General features: G+C 70.0%; 17 protein-coding genes and 1 pseudogene. 2 read left to right on the top strand and 16 right to left on the bottom strand.

Features of this window, described 5'->3' with window-relative positions:
- Positions 1–95: 95 nt before the first annotated feature.
- Complete coding sequence (gene ileS / locus ACWEOO_RS14100; protein ID WP_452143298.1) at positions 96–3,245, top strand: isoleucine--tRNA ligase; 3,150 nt, start codon at positions 96–98, stop codon at positions 3,243–3,245.
- Positions 3,246–3,328: 83 nt separating this feature from the next.
- Here ileS and ACWEOO_RS14095 read toward each other — a convergent pair whose 3' ends face one another.
- The 7 genes from ACWEOO_RS14095 to ACWEOO_RS14065 form a co-directional block, all read right to left on the bottom strand.
- Positions 3,329–3,805 carry a MarR family winged helix-turn-helix transcriptional regulator gene (locus tag ACWEOO_RS14095; RefSeq protein WP_452143297.1) on the bottom strand — a complete coding sequence of 159 codons (477 nt, stop codon included), beginning with the start codon at positions 3,803–3,805 and terminating at the stop codon, positions 3,329–3,331.
- 266 nt (positions 3,806–4,071) lie between these two features.
- Positions 4,072–4,821 carry a DivIVA domain-containing protein gene (locus ACWEOO_RS14090; protein WP_355480080.1) on the bottom strand — a complete coding sequence of 250 codons (750 nt, stop codon included), beginning with the start codon at positions 4,819–4,821 and terminating at the stop codon, positions 4,072–4,074.
- Positions 4,822–4,956: 135 nt separating this feature from the next.
- A complete protein-coding gene (locus tag ACWEOO_RS14085) occupies positions 4,957–5,262 on the bottom strand; it encodes a YggT family protein (protein WP_130379857.1) in 306 nt (101 codons plus the stop codon).
- A gap of 38 nt (positions 5,263–5,300) precedes the next feature.
- Positions 5,301–5,864 carry a cell division protein SepF gene (locus ACWEOO_RS14080; protein ID WP_359933445.1) on the bottom strand — a complete coding sequence of 188 codons (564 nt, stop codon included), beginning with the start codon at positions 5,862–5,864 and terminating at the stop codon, positions 5,301–5,303.
- 81 nt (positions 5,865–5,945) lie between these two features.
- Positions 5,946–6,659, bottom strand: coding sequence for a YggS family pyridoxal phosphate-dependent enzyme (locus tag ACWEOO_RS14075; RefSeq protein ID WP_452143296.1), 714 nt, complete (start codon positions 6,657–6,659; stop codon positions 5,946–5,948).
- On the bottom strand, positions 6,656–7,387 hold the full coding sequence (gene pgeF, locus ACWEOO_RS14070; protein WP_452143295.1) for a peptidoglycan editing factor PgeF: 732 nt from the start codon (positions 7,385–7,387) through the stop codon (positions 6,656–6,658). Before pgeF ends, ACWEOO_RS14075 begins: the two co-directional genes overlap by 4 nt.
- A gap of 9 nt (positions 7,388–7,396) precedes the next feature.
- A complete protein-coding gene (locus tag ACWEOO_RS14065) occupies positions 7,397–8,380 on the bottom strand; it encodes a S41 family peptidase (RefSeq protein WP_452143294.1) in 984 nt (327 codons plus the stop codon).
- 57 nt (positions 8,381–8,437) lie between these two features.
- Between ACWEOO_RS14065 and ACWEOO_RS14060 the strand changes: the two genes are divergently transcribed.
- The gene (locus tag ACWEOO_RS14060; RefSeq protein ID WP_452143293.1) at positions 8,438–8,956 is read left to right on the top strand and encodes an ArsR/SmtB family transcription factor; all 519 of its coding nucleotides are present in this window, start codon (positions 8,438–8,440) and stop codon (positions 8,954–8,956) included.
- Positions 8,957–9,397: 441 nt separating this feature from the next.
- On the opposite strand, the pseudogene ftsZ reads toward ACWEOO_RS14060, so the two are convergent.
- The 9 genes and pseudogenes from ftsZ to ACWEOO_RS14015 all read right to left on the bottom strand — a co-directional run.
- Positions 9,398–10,576 (bottom strand): annotated as a pseudogene (gene ftsZ / locus ACWEOO_RS14055) (cell division protein FtsZ); the annotation flags it as partial.
- Positions 10,577–10,734: 158 nt separating this feature from the next.
- Positions 10,735–11,475: a cell division protein FtsQ/DivIB gene (locus ACWEOO_RS14050; protein WP_452143292.1), complete on the bottom strand. Its 741-nt coding sequence runs from the start codon at positions 11,473–11,475 to the stop codon at positions 10,735–10,737.
- A gap of 18 nt (positions 11,476–11,493) precedes the next feature.
- Complete coding sequence (gene murC / locus ACWEOO_RS14045) at positions 11,494–12,954, bottom strand: UDP-N-acetylmuramate--L-alanine ligase (RefSeq protein ID WP_452143291.1); 1,461 nt, start codon at positions 12,952–12,954, stop codon at positions 11,494–11,496.
- Positions 12,951–14,039: an undecaprenyldiphospho-muramoylpentapeptide beta-N-acetylglucosaminyltransferase gene (murG, locus tag ACWEOO_RS14040; protein WP_452143290.1), complete on the bottom strand. Its 1,089-nt coding sequence runs from the start codon at positions 14,037–14,039 to the stop codon at positions 12,951–12,953. The genes murC and murG overlap by 4 nt, the downstream gene beginning before the upstream one ends.
- A gap of 22 nt (positions 14,040–14,061) precedes the next feature.
- Positions 14,062–15,309 carry a putative lipid II flippase FtsW gene (gene ftsW, locus ACWEOO_RS14035; protein ID WP_359933427.1) on the bottom strand — a complete coding sequence of 416 codons (1,248 nt, stop codon included), beginning with the start codon at positions 15,307–15,309 and terminating at the stop codon, positions 14,062–14,064.
- 4 nt (positions 15,310–15,313) lie between these two features.
- Entirely contained in the window at positions 15,314–16,747 is a 1,434-nt protein-coding gene (murD, locus tag ACWEOO_RS14030) for a UDP-N-acetylmuramoyl-L-alanine--D-glutamate ligase (RefSeq protein WP_452143289.1), read from the bottom strand.
- Positions 16,744–17,826 (bottom strand): phospho-N-acetylmuramoyl-pentapeptide-transferase, encoded by a 1,083-nt coding sequence (gene mraY / locus ACWEOO_RS14025; RefSeq protein WP_452143288.1) that lies wholly within the window; start codon positions 17,824–17,826, stop codon positions 16,744–16,746. Before mraY ends, murD begins: the two co-directional genes overlap by 4 nt.
- A complete protein-coding gene (locus ACWEOO_RS14020) occupies positions 17,823–19,214 on the bottom strand; it encodes a UDP-N-acetylmuramoyl-tripeptide--D-alanyl-D-alanine ligase (protein WP_452143287.1) in 1,392 nt (463 codons plus the stop codon). Before ACWEOO_RS14020 ends, mraY begins: the two co-directional genes overlap by 4 nt.
- Entirely contained in the window at positions 19,211–20,737 is a 1,527-nt protein-coding gene (locus tag ACWEOO_RS14015) for a UDP-N-acetylmuramoyl-L-alanyl-D-glutamate--2,6-diaminopimelate ligase (RefSeq protein WP_452143286.1), read from the bottom strand. The genes ACWEOO_RS14020 and ACWEOO_RS14015 overlap by 4 nt, the downstream gene beginning before the upstream one ends.
- Positions 20,738–20,792 lie beyond the last annotated feature (55 nt).

Below are 20,792 nucleotides of genomic sequence, written 5' to 3'. Positions count from 1 at the left end.
GGTTGCCAAGGAGGGTGGTACCGCGCGGTAGCCGGCTCGGTCCGGGTGCTTCGTCCCTCGTCCGGCACAGCAGGACGCGACGAAGGACGCAGAAGATGGCGGCAAACACCCCCTGGCGGCAAGTTCCCGCCCAGGTCGACTTCCCCGCGCTCGAGCGCGAGGTGCTCACGCTCTGGGAGGAGCAGGACACCTTCGCGAAGAGCCTCGAGCAGTCCGCCGGCGGCACGCCGTGGACGTTCTACGAGGGCCCGCCGACCGCGAACGGCATGCCCGGCACCCACCACATCGAGGCCCGCGTCTTCAAGGACGTGTTCCCGCGCTACCGGACCATGAAGGGCTTCTGGGTCGAGCGCAAGGCCGGCTGGGACTGCCACGGCCTCCCGGTCGAGGTCGCGGTCGAGAAGGAGCTCGGCTTCAACGGCAAGCCCGACATCGAGGCGTACGGCATCTCCGAGTTCAACGCGAAGTGCCGCGAGTCCGTGCTGCGGCATGTCGACGCGTTCAACGAGCTCACCGTCCGGATGGGCTACTGGGTGGACCTCGAGCACCCGTACAAGACGATGGACCCGGAGTACGTCCAGTCGGTCTGGTGGTCGCTGAAGCAGGTCCACGAGAAGGGCCTGCTGGTCGAGGACTACCGGATCACGCCGTACTGCCCGCGCTGCGGCACCGGTCTGTCCGACCACGAGCTCGCCCAGGGCTACGAGACCGTCGTCGACCCGTCGGTGTACGTCCGGTTCCCGCTGACGTCCGGCCCGCTGGCCGGCAAGGCGTCGCTGCTGGTCTGGACGACCACGCCGTGGACGCTGGTGTCGAACACCGCCGTCGCCGTGCACCCCGACGTCGAGTACGTCGTGGCCACCGACGGCAACGAGTCGCTGGTCATCGCCAAGCCGCTGCTGGACCGCCTCGGTGAGGGCTGGACGGTCACCGGCGAGTACGCCGGCCGCGACATGGAGCGCTGGACGTACCAGCGGCCGTTGGAGCTGGTGCCGTTCGACGAGCCGGCGCACTACGTCGTCCTGGCCGAGTACGTGACCACCGAGGACGGCACCGGTCTGGTGCACCAGTCTCCCGCCTTCGGTGCGGACGACCTCGCGGTGGGCCGCGCGTACAACCTGCCGGTGGTGAAGCCGGTGGACACGACAGGTCACTTCGACGCCGACGTACCGCTGGTCGGCGGGCAGTTCTTCAAGAAGGCCGACGAGGACCTGGTGAAGGACCTCAAGGACCGCGGCCTGCTGTTCAAGCACGTGCCGTACGAGCACCCGTACCCGCACTGCTGGCGCTGCCACACCCCCGTCATGTACTACGCGCTCCCGTCCTGGTACATCCGCACCACGCAGGTGAAGGACGCGCTGCTCCGCGAGAACGAGAAGACCAACTGGTTCCCGGAGTCGGTCAAGTGGGGCCGGTACGGCGACTGGCTGCGCAACAACATCGACTGGGCCGTCTCCCGGTCCCGCTACTGGGGTACGCCGCTGCCGATCTGGCGCTGCGGCGAGGACCACCAGGTGTGCGTGGGGTCGCTTGCGGAGCTCGGCGAACTGGCCGGCCGTGACCTGAGCGCGACCGACCCGCACCGGCCGTACGTCGACGACATCACCTTCGACTGCCCGACCTGCGGCGCCGAGTCGCGGCGCGTGCCCGAGGTCATCGACGCCTGGTACGACTCGGGCTCGATGCCGTTCGCGCAGTGGGGCTACCCGTGGGTGGAGGGCTCTCAGGAGAAGTTCACGGAGACGTACCCGGCCGACTTCATCTCGGAGGCGATCGACCAGACCCGCGGCTGGTTCTACACGCTGATGGCGATCGGCACGCTGGTGTTCGACGAGTCGTCGTACCGCAACGTCGTCTGCCTCGGGCACATCCTCGCCGAGGACGGCCGGAAGATGTCCAAGCACCTGGGCAACATCCTCGAGCCGATCCCGCTGATGGACGACCACAGCGCCGACGCGGTGCGCTGGTTCATGGCCGCCTCCGGGTCGCCGTGGAAGGCGCGCGGCATCGGGCCGAACGTGCTGAACGAGATCGTCCGGAAGGTGCTGCTCACCTACTGGAACACGGTCGCGTTCCACGCGCTCTACGCCCGGCTCGCGGACTGGTCGCCGGCCGACGCACCGGCCGTCGCCGATCGCTCGGTACTGGACCGCTGGCTGGTCAGCGAGACGCACCGGCTGGTCCGCGACACCGACGAGGCGTACGCCGCGTTCGACACGCAGCGGCTCGGCCTGCTGATCAACTCGTTCGTCGACGTGCTCTCGAACTGGTACGTCCGCCGTTCGCGCCGCCGGTTCTGGTCCGGTGACGCGGGCGCGCTGGCCACCCTGCACGAGACGCTCGACGTGCTGACCCGGGTGATGGCGCCGCTGACGCCGTTCGTCACCGAGCGGGTCTGGCAGGACGTGCTCCGCCCGGTCACGCCCGGCCTGCCCGAGTCGGTGCACCTGGCGAGCTTCCCGACGTACGACGAGACGCTCGTCGACGACACCCTGGCGCGGCACGTGGCGATGGCCCGCCGGGTCGTTGAGCTCGGCCGGTCGGCCCGCGCCGAGGCGAAGGTGAAGACGCGGCAGCCGCTGGCCCGGGCACTGGTCGGGTCGGCCGCGATCGCGGACCTGTCGCCGGAGCTGCTGCAGGAGATCGCCGACGAGCTCAACGTGGGCACCGTCGCGCCGCTGTCCTCGGCGGGCGCGGACCTGGTCGAGTTCTCCGCCAAGGGCAACTTCCGGGAGCTCGGCAAGCGGTTCGCCAAGCAGACCCCGGTGGTCGCGGCCGCGATCGCCGCGGCCGACGCCGGCGCACTGGCCGCCGCCCTGAAGGAGTCCGGGACGGCGACGGTCGTGGTCGACGGCGAGCAGGTCCAGGTCTCCGAGGCCGAGGTGCTGGTCTCCGAGCGGCCGAAGGAAGGCTGGTCGGTGGTCAACGAGCAGGGTGAGACCGTTGCCCTCGACCTCGAGGTGACGCCGGAGCTGAAGCAGGCCGGCCTCGCCCGCGAGGTCGTCCGCACCCTGCAGGAGGCCCGGAAGAACGCCGGCCTCGAGGTGTCCGACCGGATCACGGTCTGGGTGACCTCGACCGACGCCGAGCTCAGTGATGCCCTCGGCAAGCACGCCGAGGAGATCGCCCGCGAGGTCCTCGCCGTCGAGCTCCACCAGGAGGCGCCGGTCGGCGTCACCCTGGTCGACGTTGCCGAAGGCACCGAAGAGGACCTGCAGCTCACGTACTGGCTGGTCAAAGCCTGACGTTGAGACGTCTTCCGGTAGGTGGAGACCTGAAATAACAGGTCTCCACCTACCTCTGCCGGTCTCAGGTCGCCGCGGTCCCGTCAGGCGGGTGGGCGGATGGCGCGGGCTCGGAGGGACGGGGTTGGGCCGAGTTGGGCGATGACGTCGACCAGGAGCAGTCGCGTCTGCTCCACTGCGTCGTCACCCAGTGCTTTGCGGAGGTCGGCGTCGATGGCTGCGCGGTGTTTGCGGGCGGCGGCGATGATGGCCTCGCCGCGGTCGGTGAGCACGACCTGGCGTGCCCGCGCGTCCGACGGGTCCGGCCGGCGGTTGACGTAGCGACGGATCCACAGGTCGGCAACCGTCTTCGAGGCGGCCTGCTGGGTGACACCCAGCTGCTCCGCGAGTGTGCTGATCGTCACCGGCCCGGTGACCAGATGCTGGAACACCACGCCGTCGGAGAAGCGTGAGTCCTCGAAGCCCTCGGCCGCGAGCCGGCGCTGCAGCTCCTCGGCCAGCGCCCAGCCGGCGAACAGCGAGGCCAGGGACAGATCGGCAGCGGCAGGATCGAACTCCATGCCACGGAATATAAAACCTTGGTTGTGCATCGGCCGGGAGCCGGGTGGAGTGTGTTCCCCGACGGTCCCTCCGGGGAATCACCCTCACTCCTACGGCTTGCGCCGTACCGGCTGCGGCTTGCTGAGGTCGAGACGCTCAGCGGCCGGAAGGTTGCTGCTGCCTGGCCCTGACTCCCTGTCACTACCGGGAGACCCTGTGTCAAAAGTGGCCAGACATGGCGAAGAGGCGGTGCCGCCGGAAAGCACCGCCTCTTCGATCAGGTCTGTCAGACGCCGTGACCGTGCGCCTGCGCACGCGCCTCCGGCCGGAAGCCGTTGCGCGGGCTGAGCGTGTCGTCGCCGTTGCCGAGCGCCTTCAGCTGCTCGGTGAAGTAGGTCTTCAGGCGGCTGCGGTACTCACGCTCGTAGGCGTGCAGGTCGTCGATCGTGCGCTCGAGCTGACCCTTCTGCTTCTCCAGGGTGCCGAGCATCTGCGCGCGACGCTCGGCGATCTCGCCGTCGAGCTTCTCGGCGCGGGCGCGGGCCTCACCGGTCATCCGGTCGGCCTTGCCGCGGGCCTCGTTCTCCAGGCGCTCCGCCTTGGCGCGGGCCTCGCCGATGATCTTGTCGGCGGTGTCCTTCGCCTCCTGGACCAGGTCGTCGGAGTGCTTGGTGGCCATCTCCAGCAGCCGCACCGCGGAGCTGGAGGCGTCGCCGACCGTGCCGGCCGCAGCGGCCGCACCCGGAACCGCCACCGGCGGCTTGGGCTCCTCGGGCTTCTCGACCACGACCGGGGGCTTCGGCTGCTGCACGACGGGCGGCAGCGCGGCGGTCTGGTCGACCGGCCGCTGCTGGTCGGCACCGGCACGCTGAGCCGCCGCGAGCTTGGCCCGCAGCTCCTCGTTCTCGGCGAGGAGGCGCTCGAGCTCGGCCTCCACCTCGTCGAGGAAGGAGTCGACCTCTGTGACGTCGTAGCCCTCCCGTAGTCGGACGGGCGTGAATTGCTTCGAGCGGACGTCATCCGGCGTCAGCGGCATCTTTCACCTCGTTTGTCTGTGTCTTGGCGGAGTCCCCGTGGCCCTCGCCTTGGCGACTCAGTAGATCACGTTATCGCTTCGTTGTCTTATGACGGAATCCGGGCTCTACCTACCCGGTCTTCGCGGTCCTCACCCTCACAACGACCGAAGGGCCGTCGAGTTGATCGCCATCGCCACCGACACCATGACGAACAGCATCAGCATCGACAGGTCGATCCGGATACCGCCGGCCCCGATCGGGGGCAGGATCCGCCGCAGCGGCTTCAGGAACGGATCGGTGATCGAGTAGATCAGCTCGAAGAACAGCAGCAGCGGACCCTTGGGGTGCCACTGCGGAGCGAACATGACGATCAGGCTGAGTACGAACCGCGCCACCAGCACCAGGAAGAAGGCGAGCAGAACCCAGTAGAGAACGATGAGGACGAGCGCTAGAGCATCCATGTCGACAACGAGTGTAGAAGACGGCGGAAGCGCCGGCCTCAGCTCTGGTTGTAGAACCCGTCCGCAGCGATCTTTTCCTTCTCCTCCGCGGCCACCGTCACGTTCGGCGGGCAGACCAGGAACACCTTGGTGGTGATCCGCTCGATCGAGCCCCGGCAGCAGAAGATCAGGCCGGCCGCGAAGTCCACCAGCCGCTTGGCGTCGGCGTGGTCCATCTCGGTCAGGTTCATGATGACGGGCGTCCCGTCGCGGAAGTGCTCACCGATGACGCGCGCCTCGTTGTAGCTGCGCGGGTGCACGGTGGTGATGCGGGCCAACTCGGTAACCTCCGGGGACGGCGCGACCCCGCGCCGGTCTGGGAACTTGCTGACCGTGGCGCCGCCCAGGTCCGTGCGGTCCTGGCGCTCCTCGCGATGGTCACGCGGCTCGCGGCTCTCCCGGCCGGCGGGCGCCGGCTCGGCTTCGTGGGAGTCCCCGTCGACGGCTTCGTCGTACTCGTCGTCGTACTCGTCGTCGTACGTGTCGTCGTAGCGGGCGTTGTAACGCTCCCCGTCTTCGACCAAGCCGAGGTACACACCCATCTTGCGCAGCGCGCCGCTCATGGCCCTCCAGCACCTCGATCCGGTTCTACGGCAACTCGACGACAACAGTGAGCAGGAAGCAAAACCCGCTCGATATCGACACTAACCCAGCGGAGTGCGCGTACCGAGTAATGCGCGCCCGAGCCGGACGTGTGTCGCACCGTGCTTGATCGCGGCCTCCAGATCGCCGGTCATCCCGGCCGAGATCCAGTCCGCGCCGGGGTGTTCGGAGCGTAGCCGCGAGGCTACGTCACGCAGCCCGGCGAAGGCTTCGTCCGGGTCCGATCCGAGCGGCGCGACCGCCATCACTCCCCCGAGCTCGAGACCCTCCGCCGCCGCGATCCGCGTGGCCAGCGCCGGTACGGCGGACGGCTCGACGCCGCCGCGGATCGCACCGCTCGCCGCGTCCGCGGAGCCGTACGCCGCGAGGCTCACCTGGATCAGGCAACGCACCGTCTTCGCTTCCGCGACGGCCGCCTTCGACAGCGCGTCGACGAGCGAATCACGGTCGACCGAGTGCACGACCGACGCGTACCGCACGACCGACCGGGCCTTCTTGGACTGCAACTGGCCGACGAAGTGCCACCTGAGGTCCGGGCAGTCCGGCGCCTTCGCCTTCAGCTCCTGCTCACGGTTCTCCCCGACGTCGGTCACGCCGAGGGCCGCGAGCGCCCGTACGTCGCTGATGGGGAAGGTTTTGGTGATCGCCACGAGGGTGACCTCGTCCCGGGCTCTCCCGGCCGCCTGACAGGCCTTCTCGATCCGCTCCTGCACCTGCTCCAGGTTCGCCCGGAGTTCGTCGGCGCGAGTGCTCACGGCGTGACCCGCTTCCGGATCAGTCCCGCCATCCGCCCACTCTCCGGACCTTCGCGGCGGTACGAGTACAGGTTCGGGGATTCAATCGTGCACGCGGTCGCGTCGATCACCTCGACGCCGAGCTCGGCGAGCTGTGCCTGGACGCCGGCGGCGACGTCGATCGCGGGCGTCCCCCAGCTCGTCTCCGAGTACGACGCCGGCACCCGCTCCGCGACCTCGGCGCGCATGTCCTCGGGGACCTCGTAGCAGTTGCCGCACGCGTACGGCCCGAGCACGGCGGTGATCTGCGACGCACCGAGCTCCCGCATAGCGTCGACGGTCGCCGGGACGATGCCGACGTACAGGCCCTTGCGGCCGGAGTGCGCGGCGCCGATCACTCCGCCGCCGGACAGCAGCACCGGCAGACAGTCGGCGGCACGGACGGCCAGGACGACGTCGGAGCGGGTCGTGACGAGCCCGTCGGCCCGCGGCATCGGCTGGATCGGCAGCTCGTCGTCCGGTCCGACGACATGGACGTCACGGCCGTGCACCTGGCTGACCCGCACGACGTTCTCCGCCGGCACACCGAACTCCGCCGCGACCAGCCGGAAGTTGGCGGTGACGCCCTCGACGTCCGGACCCGAGGCACTGCCCAGGTTCAGTTCGCCGTACGGCGGTTGGCTGGCGCCACCGAAACGATCGGTGAAGGCGACCCGGGCGGCGGAGAGTTCCTCGTCGTAGCCGAACACGACTGAAGATTACCCAGCGACGACCGCCGGACTCAGCACCGTCCGCGCCTCGTCGGTCACACCGTTGCGCGCACTGTCCGCCGGCAGCCCGATCACGTGCTCGGCCGCCCGCCGGTAAGCCTCGGTCAGGGCCAGGTCCGCGGGCACGTCGACGTCGGGCGTGATGCCGGTGCCTTCCCAGTTGGTCCCCGACACCGCGTTCACCGACCGCACCACCGGCACCGTCGCCTCGAGCTGCTCGTGCAGCTTGAATCCACGACGAGCATGCGCGCCGCCGCCCGTCCGCTCACCGACGACGACCGCGCGCCCGAACTGCTGCAGGTTGTACGCCAGCTCCTCGCCGCCGGAGAAGGTCGCCGAGCTGGTGAGCACCCAGATCGGCTTGCTGCCGTCGTAGCGCGGACCCGGCACGTACGGCGCGGTCCAGAACTGCCGGATCGTTCCGTCGGCCGGCGTGAGCAGATCCTGCAGATGGATCGGCTCGCCGGACGCGAGGAGATAGCTGCAGACGAAGGCGACCTGGTCGGGCGACCCGCCCACGCAGCGGCGCAGATCGATCACCAGCGCGTCGGTCGACGCGAGCAGCGTCATCGCCGCCGTGATCACCGGGGCGGCGTGCTCGGGCGGATACAGCAGCGGCCGGATCTCCAGCAGGCCGATATTGCCGTCCAGCCGCTCGACCCGGGCCATCCCGCCGGCGTCGAGCTCTGCCCTGCGGCGCCAGTGCGCTTCCTCCGCCACCGGGTCCGTCTCGTCCGGCAGCCCGTCGCGGTGGTACTTGAGCCGCAGATGCTTGTCCTGGTTGCCGATCTGCAGGTCGGCGGTGACGCGCTGCGCGAGCTCCTCCGGCGCCCCGAACGCGTCGTAGCGCCCTTCGGCGGTCGCCGCGGCGAGCCGGTCCGCGATCTCGCGGCCGGTCTCGGGAAAGACGTAGTGCAGGGCGACCAACGCGCCCAGCCGGTCCAGCACTGCCCTGATCTCTTCGGTTCGCATGAGCAGGAGTGAAGCACGGAGTTTGACAAAGCGTCAACAATCTTCGACGCTTTCGTCATGAGCGAGATCTCCGACCACTTGGAGGTGTCGACGGCCGCGCAGTTCAAGGCTCTCGGGCACCCCTTGCGGCACCGTCTGCTGTTCGCGCTCGGGCAGGAGGCGGCCACGATCAGCCAGCTCGCCGCGGCGCTGGGCACGGCGAAGGGCAACGTCGCCCACCATCTGGGGGTGCTGCGTGACGCCGGGATGGTGCACGTCGCCGAGACCCGGCAGGTGCGCGGCGGGACCGAGCAGTACTACCGGCGTTCGGTGCGACGGTTCGACTTCGTCGGTGAAGGCGCCCGGGCGAGCCATGCCGTGTCGCTGCAGGCGGTCGCGGCCGAGCTGGAGACGGCCGATGACGTCCCGGCGTTCACCGTGCGGAACCTGCGATTGACCGCCGAGCAGGCCGCGGAACTTGCAGCGACGCTGGACCGGATGATCGGTGAGCTCGAGGACGCCGGTGCAGGTGAGTCGCGGTACGGCGTCGTCGTGTCGGTGTACCGGCCGCGGCAGCCGTCGGCCGGCAAACAGTGAGCGCCCACCGGCCGTCTTCGCGATGGCTGGTGGGCGCTCGGGTGGTGCGGCGTCCTACTTGAGGAAGTCCGGGATGTCGAGGTCTTCCTCGGGCTCCGGCTTCTTCGGCTTGGAGGTGGCGGCGCCGCTCGTGGAGTTGCTGGGACCGTGCGTCGGCCAGGAGTGCTGGGTCGACGGCGAGGCCGGGGTGTGCGGTGCCGGCTGGGCGGACTGCTGACCGTTCTGCACGGGGCGGGCCGAGTTCGTCGTACCCACGCGCGGTTCGGTCGGGGCCGGGACCGGGATCGTTTCGTCTGCCGGGGCGGACGAAGGTGCCGGAGCCTGCTGCTGGCCCTGGGGTGCTGGTGACGCCGGAGAAGGCTGGGTCGGGGCTGCCTGGGAGGGCTGGCCTCCGGTCGGCTGGCCGGCCCCTGCCTGCCCCGCGCCCGGCTGGCCCGCGCCGGACTGACCGGTGCCGAACTGACCCGCGCCGGGCTGACCCGCAGTGGGCTGGCTCGTCACGGGCTGGCCCGCCGGCGGCTGGCTGGTGGCCGGCGGTGGTGTGGTGGGCTGGCCCGCTTGCTGGCCTGCCTGCTGGGCCGGTGGGGTCGAGCCGCCGGACATCGGCGCCGAGTAGGTCGGGCGGGTGGACTGCGGTCTGGCCTGGTTCATGGCCTGTTCGCGGCGCTTCGGCATCCCGCCGTCGAAGCCGGCCGCGATCACCGTGACCCGCACCTCGTCGCCGAGGGCGTCGTCGATGACCGCGCCGAAGATGATGTTCGCGTCCGAGTGCGCGGACTCCGACACCAGTTGCGCCGCCTCGTTGATCTCGAACAGGCCCAGGTCGGAACCGCCCGCGATCGACAGCAGGACGCCGTGCGCGCCCTCGATACTTGCCTCCAGCAACGGTGACGAGATGGCCGCCTCGGCGGCCGCGACCGCGCGGTCCTCGCCGCGCGACGAGCCGATGCCCATCAGCGCCGAGCCGGCGTTCGACATGACCGCCTTGACGTCGGCGAAGTCCACGTTGATCAGACCGGGCGTGGTGATCAGGTCGGTGATACCGGAGACGCCCTGCAGCAGCACCTGGTCGGCCTGCTTGAACGCGTCCAGCACGGACACGGCGCGGTCGGAGATGGTCAGCAGCCGGTCGTTCGGGATCACGATCAGCGTGTCCACCTCCTCGCGGAGGGTGCTGATGCCGTCCTCGGCCTGGGTGGCGCGGCGCTTGCCCTCGAACGAGAACGGCCGGGTCACCACACCGATGGTCAGCGCGCCGAGCGACCGGGCGATCCGCGCCACCACGGGCGCGCCGCCGGTGCCGGTGCCGCCGCCCTCGCCGGCGGTGACGAAGACCATGTCGGCGCCCTTCAGCGCCTCCTCGATCTCCTCCGCGTGGTCCTCCGCGGCCTTCTGCCCGATCGCCGGGTTCGCACCGGCTCCCAGGCCGCGGGTCTCCTCGCGGCCGATGTCGAGCTTGACGTCCGCGTCGCTCATCAGCAACGCCTGTGCGTCGGTGTTGATGGCGATGAACTCAACGCCCTTCAGACCGTGCTCGATCATCCGGTTGACGGCGTTCACGCCGCCTCCGCCGATGCCGACGACCTTGATGAGTGCCAGGTAGTTCTGCGGTGCCGCCACGTCCGCGCCTCTCGCCTCGTTGCTTTCCCGTTGTCCAGCGAAAAGACTGAACCTCAAGTGGATGCTTAGACTTATGTCAACTTTAGATTACGCCGCACGATACGGGACGCTTCGCGCCAAAATCCACGCGCCTCGCCGCACTTTGCCGATGTGACCCGTCACCGCTTTTCGCCTTTGGTGACAGGGAGATCGGGCGCCGAGACGTCGTACACCTTCGCCTCGCGCTTCATCAGCACGCTCAGTACCCCGGCCTTGCGCTCGCTGTCATCGGAACTACCCCAAACGACCTTCACGCCGGAGCTGAGGTTGAGGGTGATCGAGTCCGGCGACGCTGCCGAGATCGACCCCACCTGCGCCCGCAACGTGTCCGGCAGCGCGGCCGAGACCGTCACCACCGAGTGGATCGTGACGTCGCGCCGCGCACCGGTCACCTTCGCCTCCGGCAGTCCGGCCGGCCGGTCCGGCACCGTCCGGTACGACGTACCGGTCGCGTCCACCAGCTCGTACCGCGAGCCGTCGGTGACCACCACGACCGGAACCCGTTCGGTGACCACGATCACGATCTTGCGCGGCCATGCCCGGGTCACCTGCGCGTCCGCGACGGCCGGGACGGTGCGCACCCGCTCCGCGATCGACCGCAGGTCGACCTTCACCAGCGGGGTCCCGATCGGCGCGGCCGCGACCTGCTCGATCGTTGCCACCGGCACCGTGTCGGCGCCGCTGATCCGGACCCCGGAGACCGCGAACGCGGTGGAGAAGTAGAACAGCCAGACGACCAGACCGGCCAGCACGACCAGTCCGCCGCCGACCGCCCACGGCAACCAGCTACGCCACCGCACCAGCCGTTGCCGGCGCGCGAACCGCTGCTGGGCCCGAGCGAGATCGACGCTCTGGCTCATTCGACGTACCCCACGCTTTTACTTCACCACAGGCTCGGGGGTCTCCTGCGCAGACTCGCGGGTGGCAGCACGTTCGGCCAGCAAACCAACGACTTCCGGGCCGATCAGCGTCACGTCGCCCGCGCCCAGCGTGACCACCAGGTCGCCCGGCTCGGCGAGATCCGCGACCAACTGCGGTACGGCGGACCACGACGGCTCGAACCGGACCTGCTCGGGCTTCAGCGGCACGTGGTTGGCGATCAGCGCGCCGGTGACGCCGGGCTCCGGGTCCTCGCGGGCCGCGAACACGTCCATCACCACGACCTCGTCGGCCAGGGCCAGCGCGTCGGAGAACTGGGTCGCGAAGATCCGGGTCCGGCTGAACAGGTGCGGCTGGAAGCACGCGACCACGCGCCCCTCCCCCGCCACCTGACGGGCCGCGGTCAGGTCGACGGCCAGCTCGGTCGGGTGGTGCGCGTACGAGTCGAAGACCCGGACGCCGTCCTCGAGACCCTTGAACTCGAACCGCCGGCCGGTGCCGGTGAACGACGCGAGGCCCTCGGCCAGGTCGGCCGCGGAGAACCCGAGCCCGAGCCCGACGGTCAGCGCCGCGGACGCGTTCAGGGCGTTGTGCTTGCCCGCCTGCTGCAGCCGGACGACCGGCAGCTTGCGGCCGCGGTACACCGGCACGAACGACTGGGTCGCTCCGGTCGCGGTGATCTCGGTGACGTGCAGGTCCGCGTCGTCGGCCTCGCCGTACGTCCGGACGTCGATCCCGCGGTCGCGCGCGAACGACGCCAACTGCCGGGCGCCCGCGTCGTCGTGGCAGATCACCATGAACCCGCCGGGCAGCACCCGGCCGACGAAGTCCTCGAAGGCCTGCCGGTAGCTGGCCTCGTCGCCGTAGTTGTCCAGGTGGTCCGGCTCGACCGACGTGACGATCGACACCTCGGGCGAGTAGGTCAGGAACGACTTGTCCGACTCGTCCGCCTCGGCGACGAACAGGTCGCCGGTGCCGTCGTGGGCGTTCGACCCGGACTCGTTCAGGTTGCCGCCGATCGCGTACGACGGGTCGGCGGCGCAGTGCTGCAGCGCGACCGTGAGCATCGACGTGGTGGTGGTCTTGCCGTGCGTGCCGGCCACCGCCAGCGTCCGGCGGCCGACCATCACCGAGGCGAGCGCGGCGGCCCGCGGCAGGATCGGGATCCCGGCCGCGCGGGCGGCGAGCACCTCGGGGTTGGTCTCGCGGATCGCGGTCGACACCACCACGGTGTCGGCGTCCTTCACGTGCTCGGCGGCGTGGCCGACCCAGCAGGTCGCGCCGAGCGCCCGGAGCGCGGCGAGCACCTTGCCGTCCTTGGCGTCCGACCCGGACACCTCGATGCCGCGGGAGGCCATGATCCGGGCGATCCCGGACATGCCGGCGCCGCCGATACCGACGAAGTGCACCCTGCCCAGCTTCTCGGCCGGTAACAGCGTGTCAGGAGCGGTGACGATCACGAAGCAGACCCCACCACATCGAGGATGATCCGCGCCAATCGGTCGTCGGCGTCGGTCCGGATGACACCGGTCGCAGCTGTGGACATGGCTGTCAGACGCTCGCGGTCGAGCAGAAGTTGCGGCACGTTCGCGCGCACCCAGTCCGCGGTCAGCTCGGCGTTGTCGATCAACACACCACCCCCTACGTCGACGACCGGCTTCGCGTTCAGCCGCTGCTCACCGTTACCGATCGGCAGCGGAACGTAGATCGCGGGCAGGCCGACACCGGACACCTCGGTGACAGTGTTCGCACCCGAGCGGCACACCACCAGATCCGCAGCGGAGTAGGCGAGGTCCATCCGGTCGACATAGTTCAGCACCACGTACGGGTACCCGCCCGTCGGCGGCACCTCGAGGGTGTTCTTCGGGCCGATCGCGTGCAGCACCTGGATCCCGGCCGCGGCCAGGTCGGCGGCCGCGCCGGAGACGGCCTCGTTGATCCGCTGCGCACCCTGCGAGCCGCCTGTCACGAACAGCGTCGGAGCGTCCGGATCCAGGCCGAAGAACTGCCGGGCCTCCGCGCGCCGCGCGGCCCGGTCCAGCGTCGAGATCGCCCGCCGGATCGGCAGGCCGACATACTCGGCGTGCGGCAGGTCGCTGCCCGGGAACGACGTCTTCACGTGCTCGGTGCAGTACCGGGCGGCGAACTTGTTCGCGATCCCCGGCACGGCGTTGCCCTCGTGCACCACGATCGGCGTCTTCCGCCGCCAGGCGGCGACGTACGCCGGGGTGGACACGTAGCCGCCGAAGCCGACCAGGACGTCCGCCTTCGCCTCGTCCAGGATCCGGCGGGCGGCGCTCACCGAGGACAGCATCTTCCCGGGGACGGCGAACAGCGCCGGCGTGGGCTTGCGCGGCAACGGCACCGGCGGGATCAGCTCCAGCCGGTACCCGGCCTCGGGGACCACGCGGGTCTCGAGGCCGCGCTCGGTCCCGAGGGCGAGGATCTCGACCGTCGGGTCGATCCGGCGCAGGGCGTCTGCGGTGGCGATCAGGGGTGAGGTGTGGCCGGCGCTACCGCCGCCGGCCAGAACGATGCTGGGCACAGCTTTCAACGCTCCCGCGGGTTCACTGGTACGACGTACGTCGCGAAGGCAGCCAGCCGAAACGCGGCCGCCGGGTTTCTTTCAGGGCGGCCTGCGCGCCGGGCTCGGCCTTCGCGAAGGACAGCAGCATGCCGATCGCGATCAGCGTCGGCAGCAGTGCGGAACCACCGTACGACAAAAGCGGGAGCGGGATACCCACGATGGGTAGCAGTCCGATCACGGCGCCGAGGTTGACCAGCGTCTGCGCCATGATCCAGATGGTGATCCCGGCCGCCGCGTAGCGGACGAACGGCTCGGTGTTCCGGGTCGCGATCCGCACCCCGGCGTAGGCCAGGGTGAGGAACAGGGCGAGCACGGTGAGCGACCCGACCAGGCCGAGCTCCTCACCGATGACCGAGAAGATGAAGTCGGTGTGCGCCTCCGGCAGGTTGCCCCACTTCTGCCGGCTGTTGCCGATCCCGACGCCCCACCAGCCGCCGGTCGAGAGCGCGTAGAACGAGTGGTACGCCTGCCAGCCGATCCCGGAGGCGTCGCCGAACGGGTTCATGAACGACGTGACCCGGTCGAGCCGGTGCTGGGCCGTCATCACGAAGTACGTCGCGATGGTGCCGACGACCGCGATCGTCGCGACGAACAGGCGGGTCGGCGCGCCGACCACCCAGATCAGCCCGATCATGATCGCCATCAGCACCAGCGCCGTGCCGAGGTCGTGCTGCCCGACGACCAGCGCGATCACCAGACCGCAGACCGGCACCATCGGGACCAGCAGGTGCTTCCACTGGGTGAGCAGCTTCTCCTTGCGGGCATACAGGTCCGCACACCACATCACCATCGCGAGCTTGGCGAACTCACTCGGCTGGATCTGCAACGGGCCGCCGAGGTTCAGCCAGTTGGTGTTGCCGTTCACCCCGACGCCGAGACCCGGGATGTAGGTGAGCACCAGCAGGAACACGGAGCCGAGCAGCGCGACGTACGCGAGCATGCGGAAGTGCCGGGGCGTCATCCGCGAGGCGACGTACGCCATCGGGAGGCCGACGCCGACCCAGATCAGCTGCCGGACGAAGATCGTGTAGCTGTTCCCGTTCGCGCGCAGCGACAGCACGCTGGACGCCGACAGCACCATCATCAGGCCGAGCACCAGCAGCAGGCCGGTCGCCCCGAGCACGATGTGGTACGACGTCAGCGGGCGGTCGAGGACCTCCTTGATCGCCGCGATCCACGGGCGCTCGCTCTGCTTCTTCTGGTCCGGCTGATCCGCGATCGACGTCACGCGATCACCCCAGTCGGCGTACGGCTTCGGCGAAGGCGTCGCCGCGGGCTCCGTAGTTGGCGAACATGTCCCAGGACGCGCAGCCGGGCGCGAGCAGCACGGTGTCACCCACCTGTGCGAGCTTCGCCGCCTCCCCCACCACGATCTCCATGGCACCAGTGTCGGTTGACTCGACGACGATCCTCGGGACATCCGGTGCGTGTCGCTCCAGAGCTTGGGCGATCACGTCCCGGTCCTGCCCGAGCAGGACAACCGCACGCAAACGCTTGCGCGCCGCGATCACCAGCTCGTCGAACGTCGCGCCCTTCGCCTGACCGCCGGCGATCCACACCACGTGCTCGTAGGCCAGCAGCGACGCCTGCGCGGCGTGCGGGTTGGTGGCCTTGGAGTCGTCGACATAGTTGACCCCGGCAACGTCCGCGACGTGTGCGATCCGGTGCTTGTCGGGCCGGAACCCGCGCAGCCCGTCGCGGATCGCGGTCGCCGGGACGCCGAACGCGCGGGCCAGCGCGGCGGCCGCCAGCGCGTTCGCGACGTTGTGCGGTGCGGGCGGCGTGACGTCGCCGATCGAGGCCAGCTCCAGCGCCGACGTCTTGCGCTGCTCCACGAACGCGCGGTCGACGAGCAGGTCGTCGACCAGGCCGAGCATCGACAGTCCCGGCGTACCGAGGGTGAAGCCGATCGCCCGGCAGCCCTCGATCACGTCGGCTTGTTCGACCAGGTGCTCGGTGGCCGGGTCCGCGACGTTGTACACGCACGCGACCTGGCAGTTCTCGTAGATCCGGCCCTTGTCCTGCGCGTACGCCTCGAGCGACCCGTGCCAGTCGACATGGTCCGGCGCGATGTTCAGGACGGCGGCCGCGTGCGCCGACATCGAGTGCGTGTAGTGCAGCTGGTAGCTGGACAGCTCGACCGCGATCACGTCGTACGGCTCGGGATCCATGACCGCCTCCAGCAGCGGCAGCCCGACGTTGCCCGCGGCAACGGCACGGTGGCTGGCCGCCTCCAGCATCGCGGTCAGCATCTGCACGGTCGTGGTCTTCCCGTTGGTGCCGGTGATGCACAGCCACGGCGCCGGGTGCTCCGGGTCGCGCAGCCGCCACGCCAGCTCGATCTCGCTCCAGATCGGCACGTCCCGCTCGGCGGCCTGCGCGAGCAGCGGCGCGTGCGGCGGTACGCCGGGCGACGTGACGACCACGTCGACGTCCTTCGGCAGCTCGGCCGTGCTGCCCGGGCCGAGCGTGATCGTCGCTCCGAGCGTCTCCAGGATCTGCGCCTTCTCGCGCAACGCCTCGGTGTCGCGGTCGTCCAGGACGACGAGGTGCTCGGCGCCGGCCTGGATCAGGGAGTCGGCGCAGGCATAGCCCGCCGTACCGAAGCCGAGCACCACGAACCGGGTCGTCGCCCAACCGTCGGACGTGCGTGTTTCAAGACTCATCCGGTCACCCATTCCGCGTAGAAGACCCCGAGTCCGATCACGACGCACAGGCCCTGGATGATCCAGAACCGGATCACCACGTTCACCTGTTCCCAGCCGAGCATCTCGAAGTGGTGGTGCAACGGGGCGATCAGGAACAGCCGTTTACCGACGCCGGATGCCTGTTTGGTGATCTTGAAGTAGCCGACCTGCAGGATCACCGACGCGGTGATGACGACGAACAGGCCGCCGAGCAGCAGCACCAGCAGCTCGGTCCGGGTCATCACAGCCATGCCGGCCAGCGCGCCGCCGAGCCCCAGCGAACCGGTGTCGCCCATGAAGATCTTCGCCGGCGACGCGTTCCACCACAGGAAGCCGAACAGCGCACCGGTCAGGGATGCCGCGACGACGGCCAGATCGTGCGGATCTCGGACTTCGTAACACTTCGCGCCGACGCCCTGGGCGGTCGCGCAGCTCTGGTTGAACTGCCAGATGCAGATCAGCGTGTAGGCGCCGAACACCATCATCGACGCGCCCGTGGCCAGGCCGTCCAGGCCGTCGGCGAGGTTCACGCCGTTCGACATGCCGGCGATCAGCAGCAGGATCCAGATGATCACCAGGATGGCCGGCAGCTCCAGCCAGCCGATGTCGCGGATGAACGAAATGAACGGCGACGCCGGCCGCTGACCGCGCTCGTCCGGGAACTGCAGCGCGAGCACCGCGAAGATCACCGCGACGAGCGTCTGGCCGGCCAGTTTCGCCTTGCTGCGCAGACCGAGGCTGCGCTGCCGGAAGATCTTGATGAAGTCGTCCAGGAACCCGACCGCGCCCATCCCGGCGAACAGGAACAGCACCAGGATCGCCGAGGCGCTCGGCGGCGTCATCGTGAACAGCTTCGCCGCGAAGTACCCGACGATGGTCGCGATGATGAAGACGAAGCCGCCCATGGTCGGCGTACCGCGCTTGATCTGGTGGGACTTCACGCCGTCGTCGCGGATCTCCTGGCCGTACCCGCGCCGGGCCAGCCACTTGATCGCGTAGCGGGTGCCGAGCAGCGTCAGCACCATCGCGACGGCGCCGCCGAACAGGATCGAGATCACTGCTGTTCCTCCAGCAGGGCGTCGGCGAGGCTGCGCAGTTTGGCGGCCTTCGAGGACTTCACCAGCACCACGTCACCGGCGCGCAACTCCTTGCGCAGCAACTCCAGCGCCTCGGGGATGGTCTCCACGAACGCGGACTCGTTGCCCCACGAGCCTTCCAGCGAGGCGCCGAGGTGGATCGGCTTCGCGCCCTCGCCGACCACGACCAGCCGGTTCACGTCCAGCCGGACGGCCAGCCGCCCGATCGCGTCGTGCTCGTCGGCGGAGACGTCGCCGAGCTCGAGCATCTCGCCGAGCACCGCCCAGGTCCGCGCGCCGCGGGACCGGCCGATGGCGGCCAGCGACTTCAGCGCCGCGCGGGTCGACTCCGGGTTCGCGTTGAACGCGTCGTTGATGATCGTCACGCCGTCGGCGCGCTCGGTCAGCTCCATCCGCGCCGCGGACACCCGCTGGGCGGCGTTCAGCCCGTCGGTGATCTGCTCCGGTGTCAGGCCGATCGCCACCCCGACCGCGGCGGCGGCGAGCGCGTTCGAGACGTAGTGCTCGCCGATGAACCGCAGCTCGACATTCGCACTGAAGTCGCCGAGGTGCAGCGTGAACGCGGGCCGGCCCTCGCCGTCGATCTTGACGTCCGTGGCCCGGACGTCGGCCTCGGGCGCCTCGCCGAAGGTCAGCACCCGCTCGCTCGTGCGGCTGCGCATCGCGGCCACTCGGTGGTCGTCGGCGTTGAGGATCGCGGTGCCGCCCGGCTGCACGGCCTCGATGATCTCGCCCTTGGCGAGCGCGATGTTGTCCTGGGACCCGAGCTTGCCGATGTGCGAGGTGCCGACGTTCAGCACGAGGCCGACCTGCGGCGGCGTGATCCCGGTCAGGTAGCTGATGTCGCCCAGGCTCCGGACACCCATCTCGGCGATCAGGTACTTGGTCGCGGCCGTCGCCTGCAGTGCGGTCAGCGGGTGCCCGATCTCGTTGTTGAACGAGCCCTCCGGCACCACGGTCTCGCCGTACGGGCTGATCAGCTGGCCGATCAGGTCCTTGGTGCTGGTCTTGCCCGAGGACCCGGTCAGCGCGATCACCGTCAAGCCGGGCAGCTTGCCGATCACGAACCGGGCGAGGTCGCCGAGCGCCCGCTGCGCGTCGTCAACGACGATGCAGGGGCTGCCCTCGACCGGCCGGGTGGTGAGCGAGACGGTGACGCCGGCCGCGGTCGCCGTACCGACGAAGTCGTGGCCGTCGACGCGCTCGCCGGGCAGGGCGACGAACAGGCCGCCCGGTCCCGCCGCCCGGGAGTCGATCACCACCGGGCCCTCCACGACGGCCGTGGGCTCGGCGCCCACGAGCTCTCCGCGGACGGCGTCGGCGATCTCGCCGCAACTGACAGGGATCACCGGTCTGCCTCCAGCAACTCACGCACGGTTTCGCGGTCGTCGAACGGGTGGATCACGCCGCCGACGTCCTGGCCTGTCTCATGACCCTTCCCGAGGACGACGACGGTGTCGCCCGGGCCGGCCAGCTCGATCGCGGACGCGATCGCCCGCCGCCGGTCGCCGATCTCGTGCAGGTCCACCTGCGGTACGGCGTCCCGCGCGCCGGCCAGCGCGGCGGCGCGGATCGCCGCCGGGTCCTCGCTGCGCGGGTTGTCGTCGGTGATGATCACCACGTCCGCCGCCCGGGCGGCCTCGGCGCCCATCGCGGGCCGCTTCCACGGGTCCCGGTCGCCGCCGCAACCGACGACCGCGAACAGCCGGCCCTTGGTCGCGCCGCGCGCGGCCCGCAGCGCCAGCGCGACCGCGTCCGGCGTGTGCGCGTAGTCCACGATCACCGCCGGCCCGTCCGCACGGGTGAACGTCTCCATCCGCCCCGGCACACTCGCCGTCCGCAGCCCGGCCGCGATCGTCTCGACCGGTACGCCGACCTGCCGCAGCATCGCGGTCGCGAGCAGCGCATTGGCGACGTTGAAGTCACCGGGCAGGGCGATCTCGATCGTGAACGCCTCGCCGGGGCCCCGGACGTCGATCATCGTGCCGCCGTGTTCCGACCGGTGCAGGCCGGCGACGGTCCAGTCTGCGTCGCCCTTCGTCGACACCGTGACGGTCGGTACGACGGTCTGCGCCGCGAGCCGGCGCCCGTACTCGTCGTCGATCGTCACCACGGCGACATCGCACCGCTCCGGGGTGAACAACGAGGCCTTCGCCTGGAAGTAGTCCTCGAACGTCTTGTGGAAGTCCAGATGGTCCTGCGTGAGGTTGAGGAACCCGGCGACCGCGTAGCGCGCGCCGTCGACGCGGCCCATCGCGAGCGCGTGGCTCGACACCTCCATCGAGCACCACGCCACGGCCTGTTCGCGCATCACCGCGAACAGCGCCTGCAGGTCGGTGGCCTCCGGGGTGGTCCGGACGCTCTTCACGACCTCGTCGCCGATGCGGGTCTGGATGGTCCCGATGAGCGCCGTCGGACCGAGCTCCCGGAGCACGGAGTCCAGCAGGAAGCTGGTGGTGGTCTTGCCGTTCGTGCCGGTTACACCGAGCAGCCGGAGCGCGCTGGTCGGCTCGCCGTACACGCGGGACGCGACCGCTCCGAGCACGCTGCGCGGCTTGTCGACGACCAGCACCGGAAGGCCCGTGGCCGCGGCGCGGTCCGCTCCGGCCGGGTCGGTCAGGACGGCGACCGCCCCCGCGTGCTGGGCGCGTGCGACGAACTCCGCACCGTGCGTGACCGCACCGGGCAAAGCGGCGTACAGGTCGCCGGGAAGGACGGAACGCGAGTCGAGGGAAACGCCGGTCACTGCCACCGGCGACTCTGCCGGAGGTTGTGTTCGGGCGACGTTCGCGAGGTCGGCGAGGCTGACCGGCACGACGTGCCGTGGCCTGATCGCTGCGACCGCGCCGCCGGCGGCGGTAGGGGTGGACACGGGCCCTGAGGCTACCGCTCCAGGCCCCGTGACTCCTATCTGACCCTGCGTCACC

The sequence above is a fragment of the Kribbella sp. NPDC004138 genome (assembly GCF_053603655.1).
The sequence above is the reverse complement of the archived record's forward strand: the minus strand, read 5'-3'. Positions and strand labels throughout refer to the sequence as shown.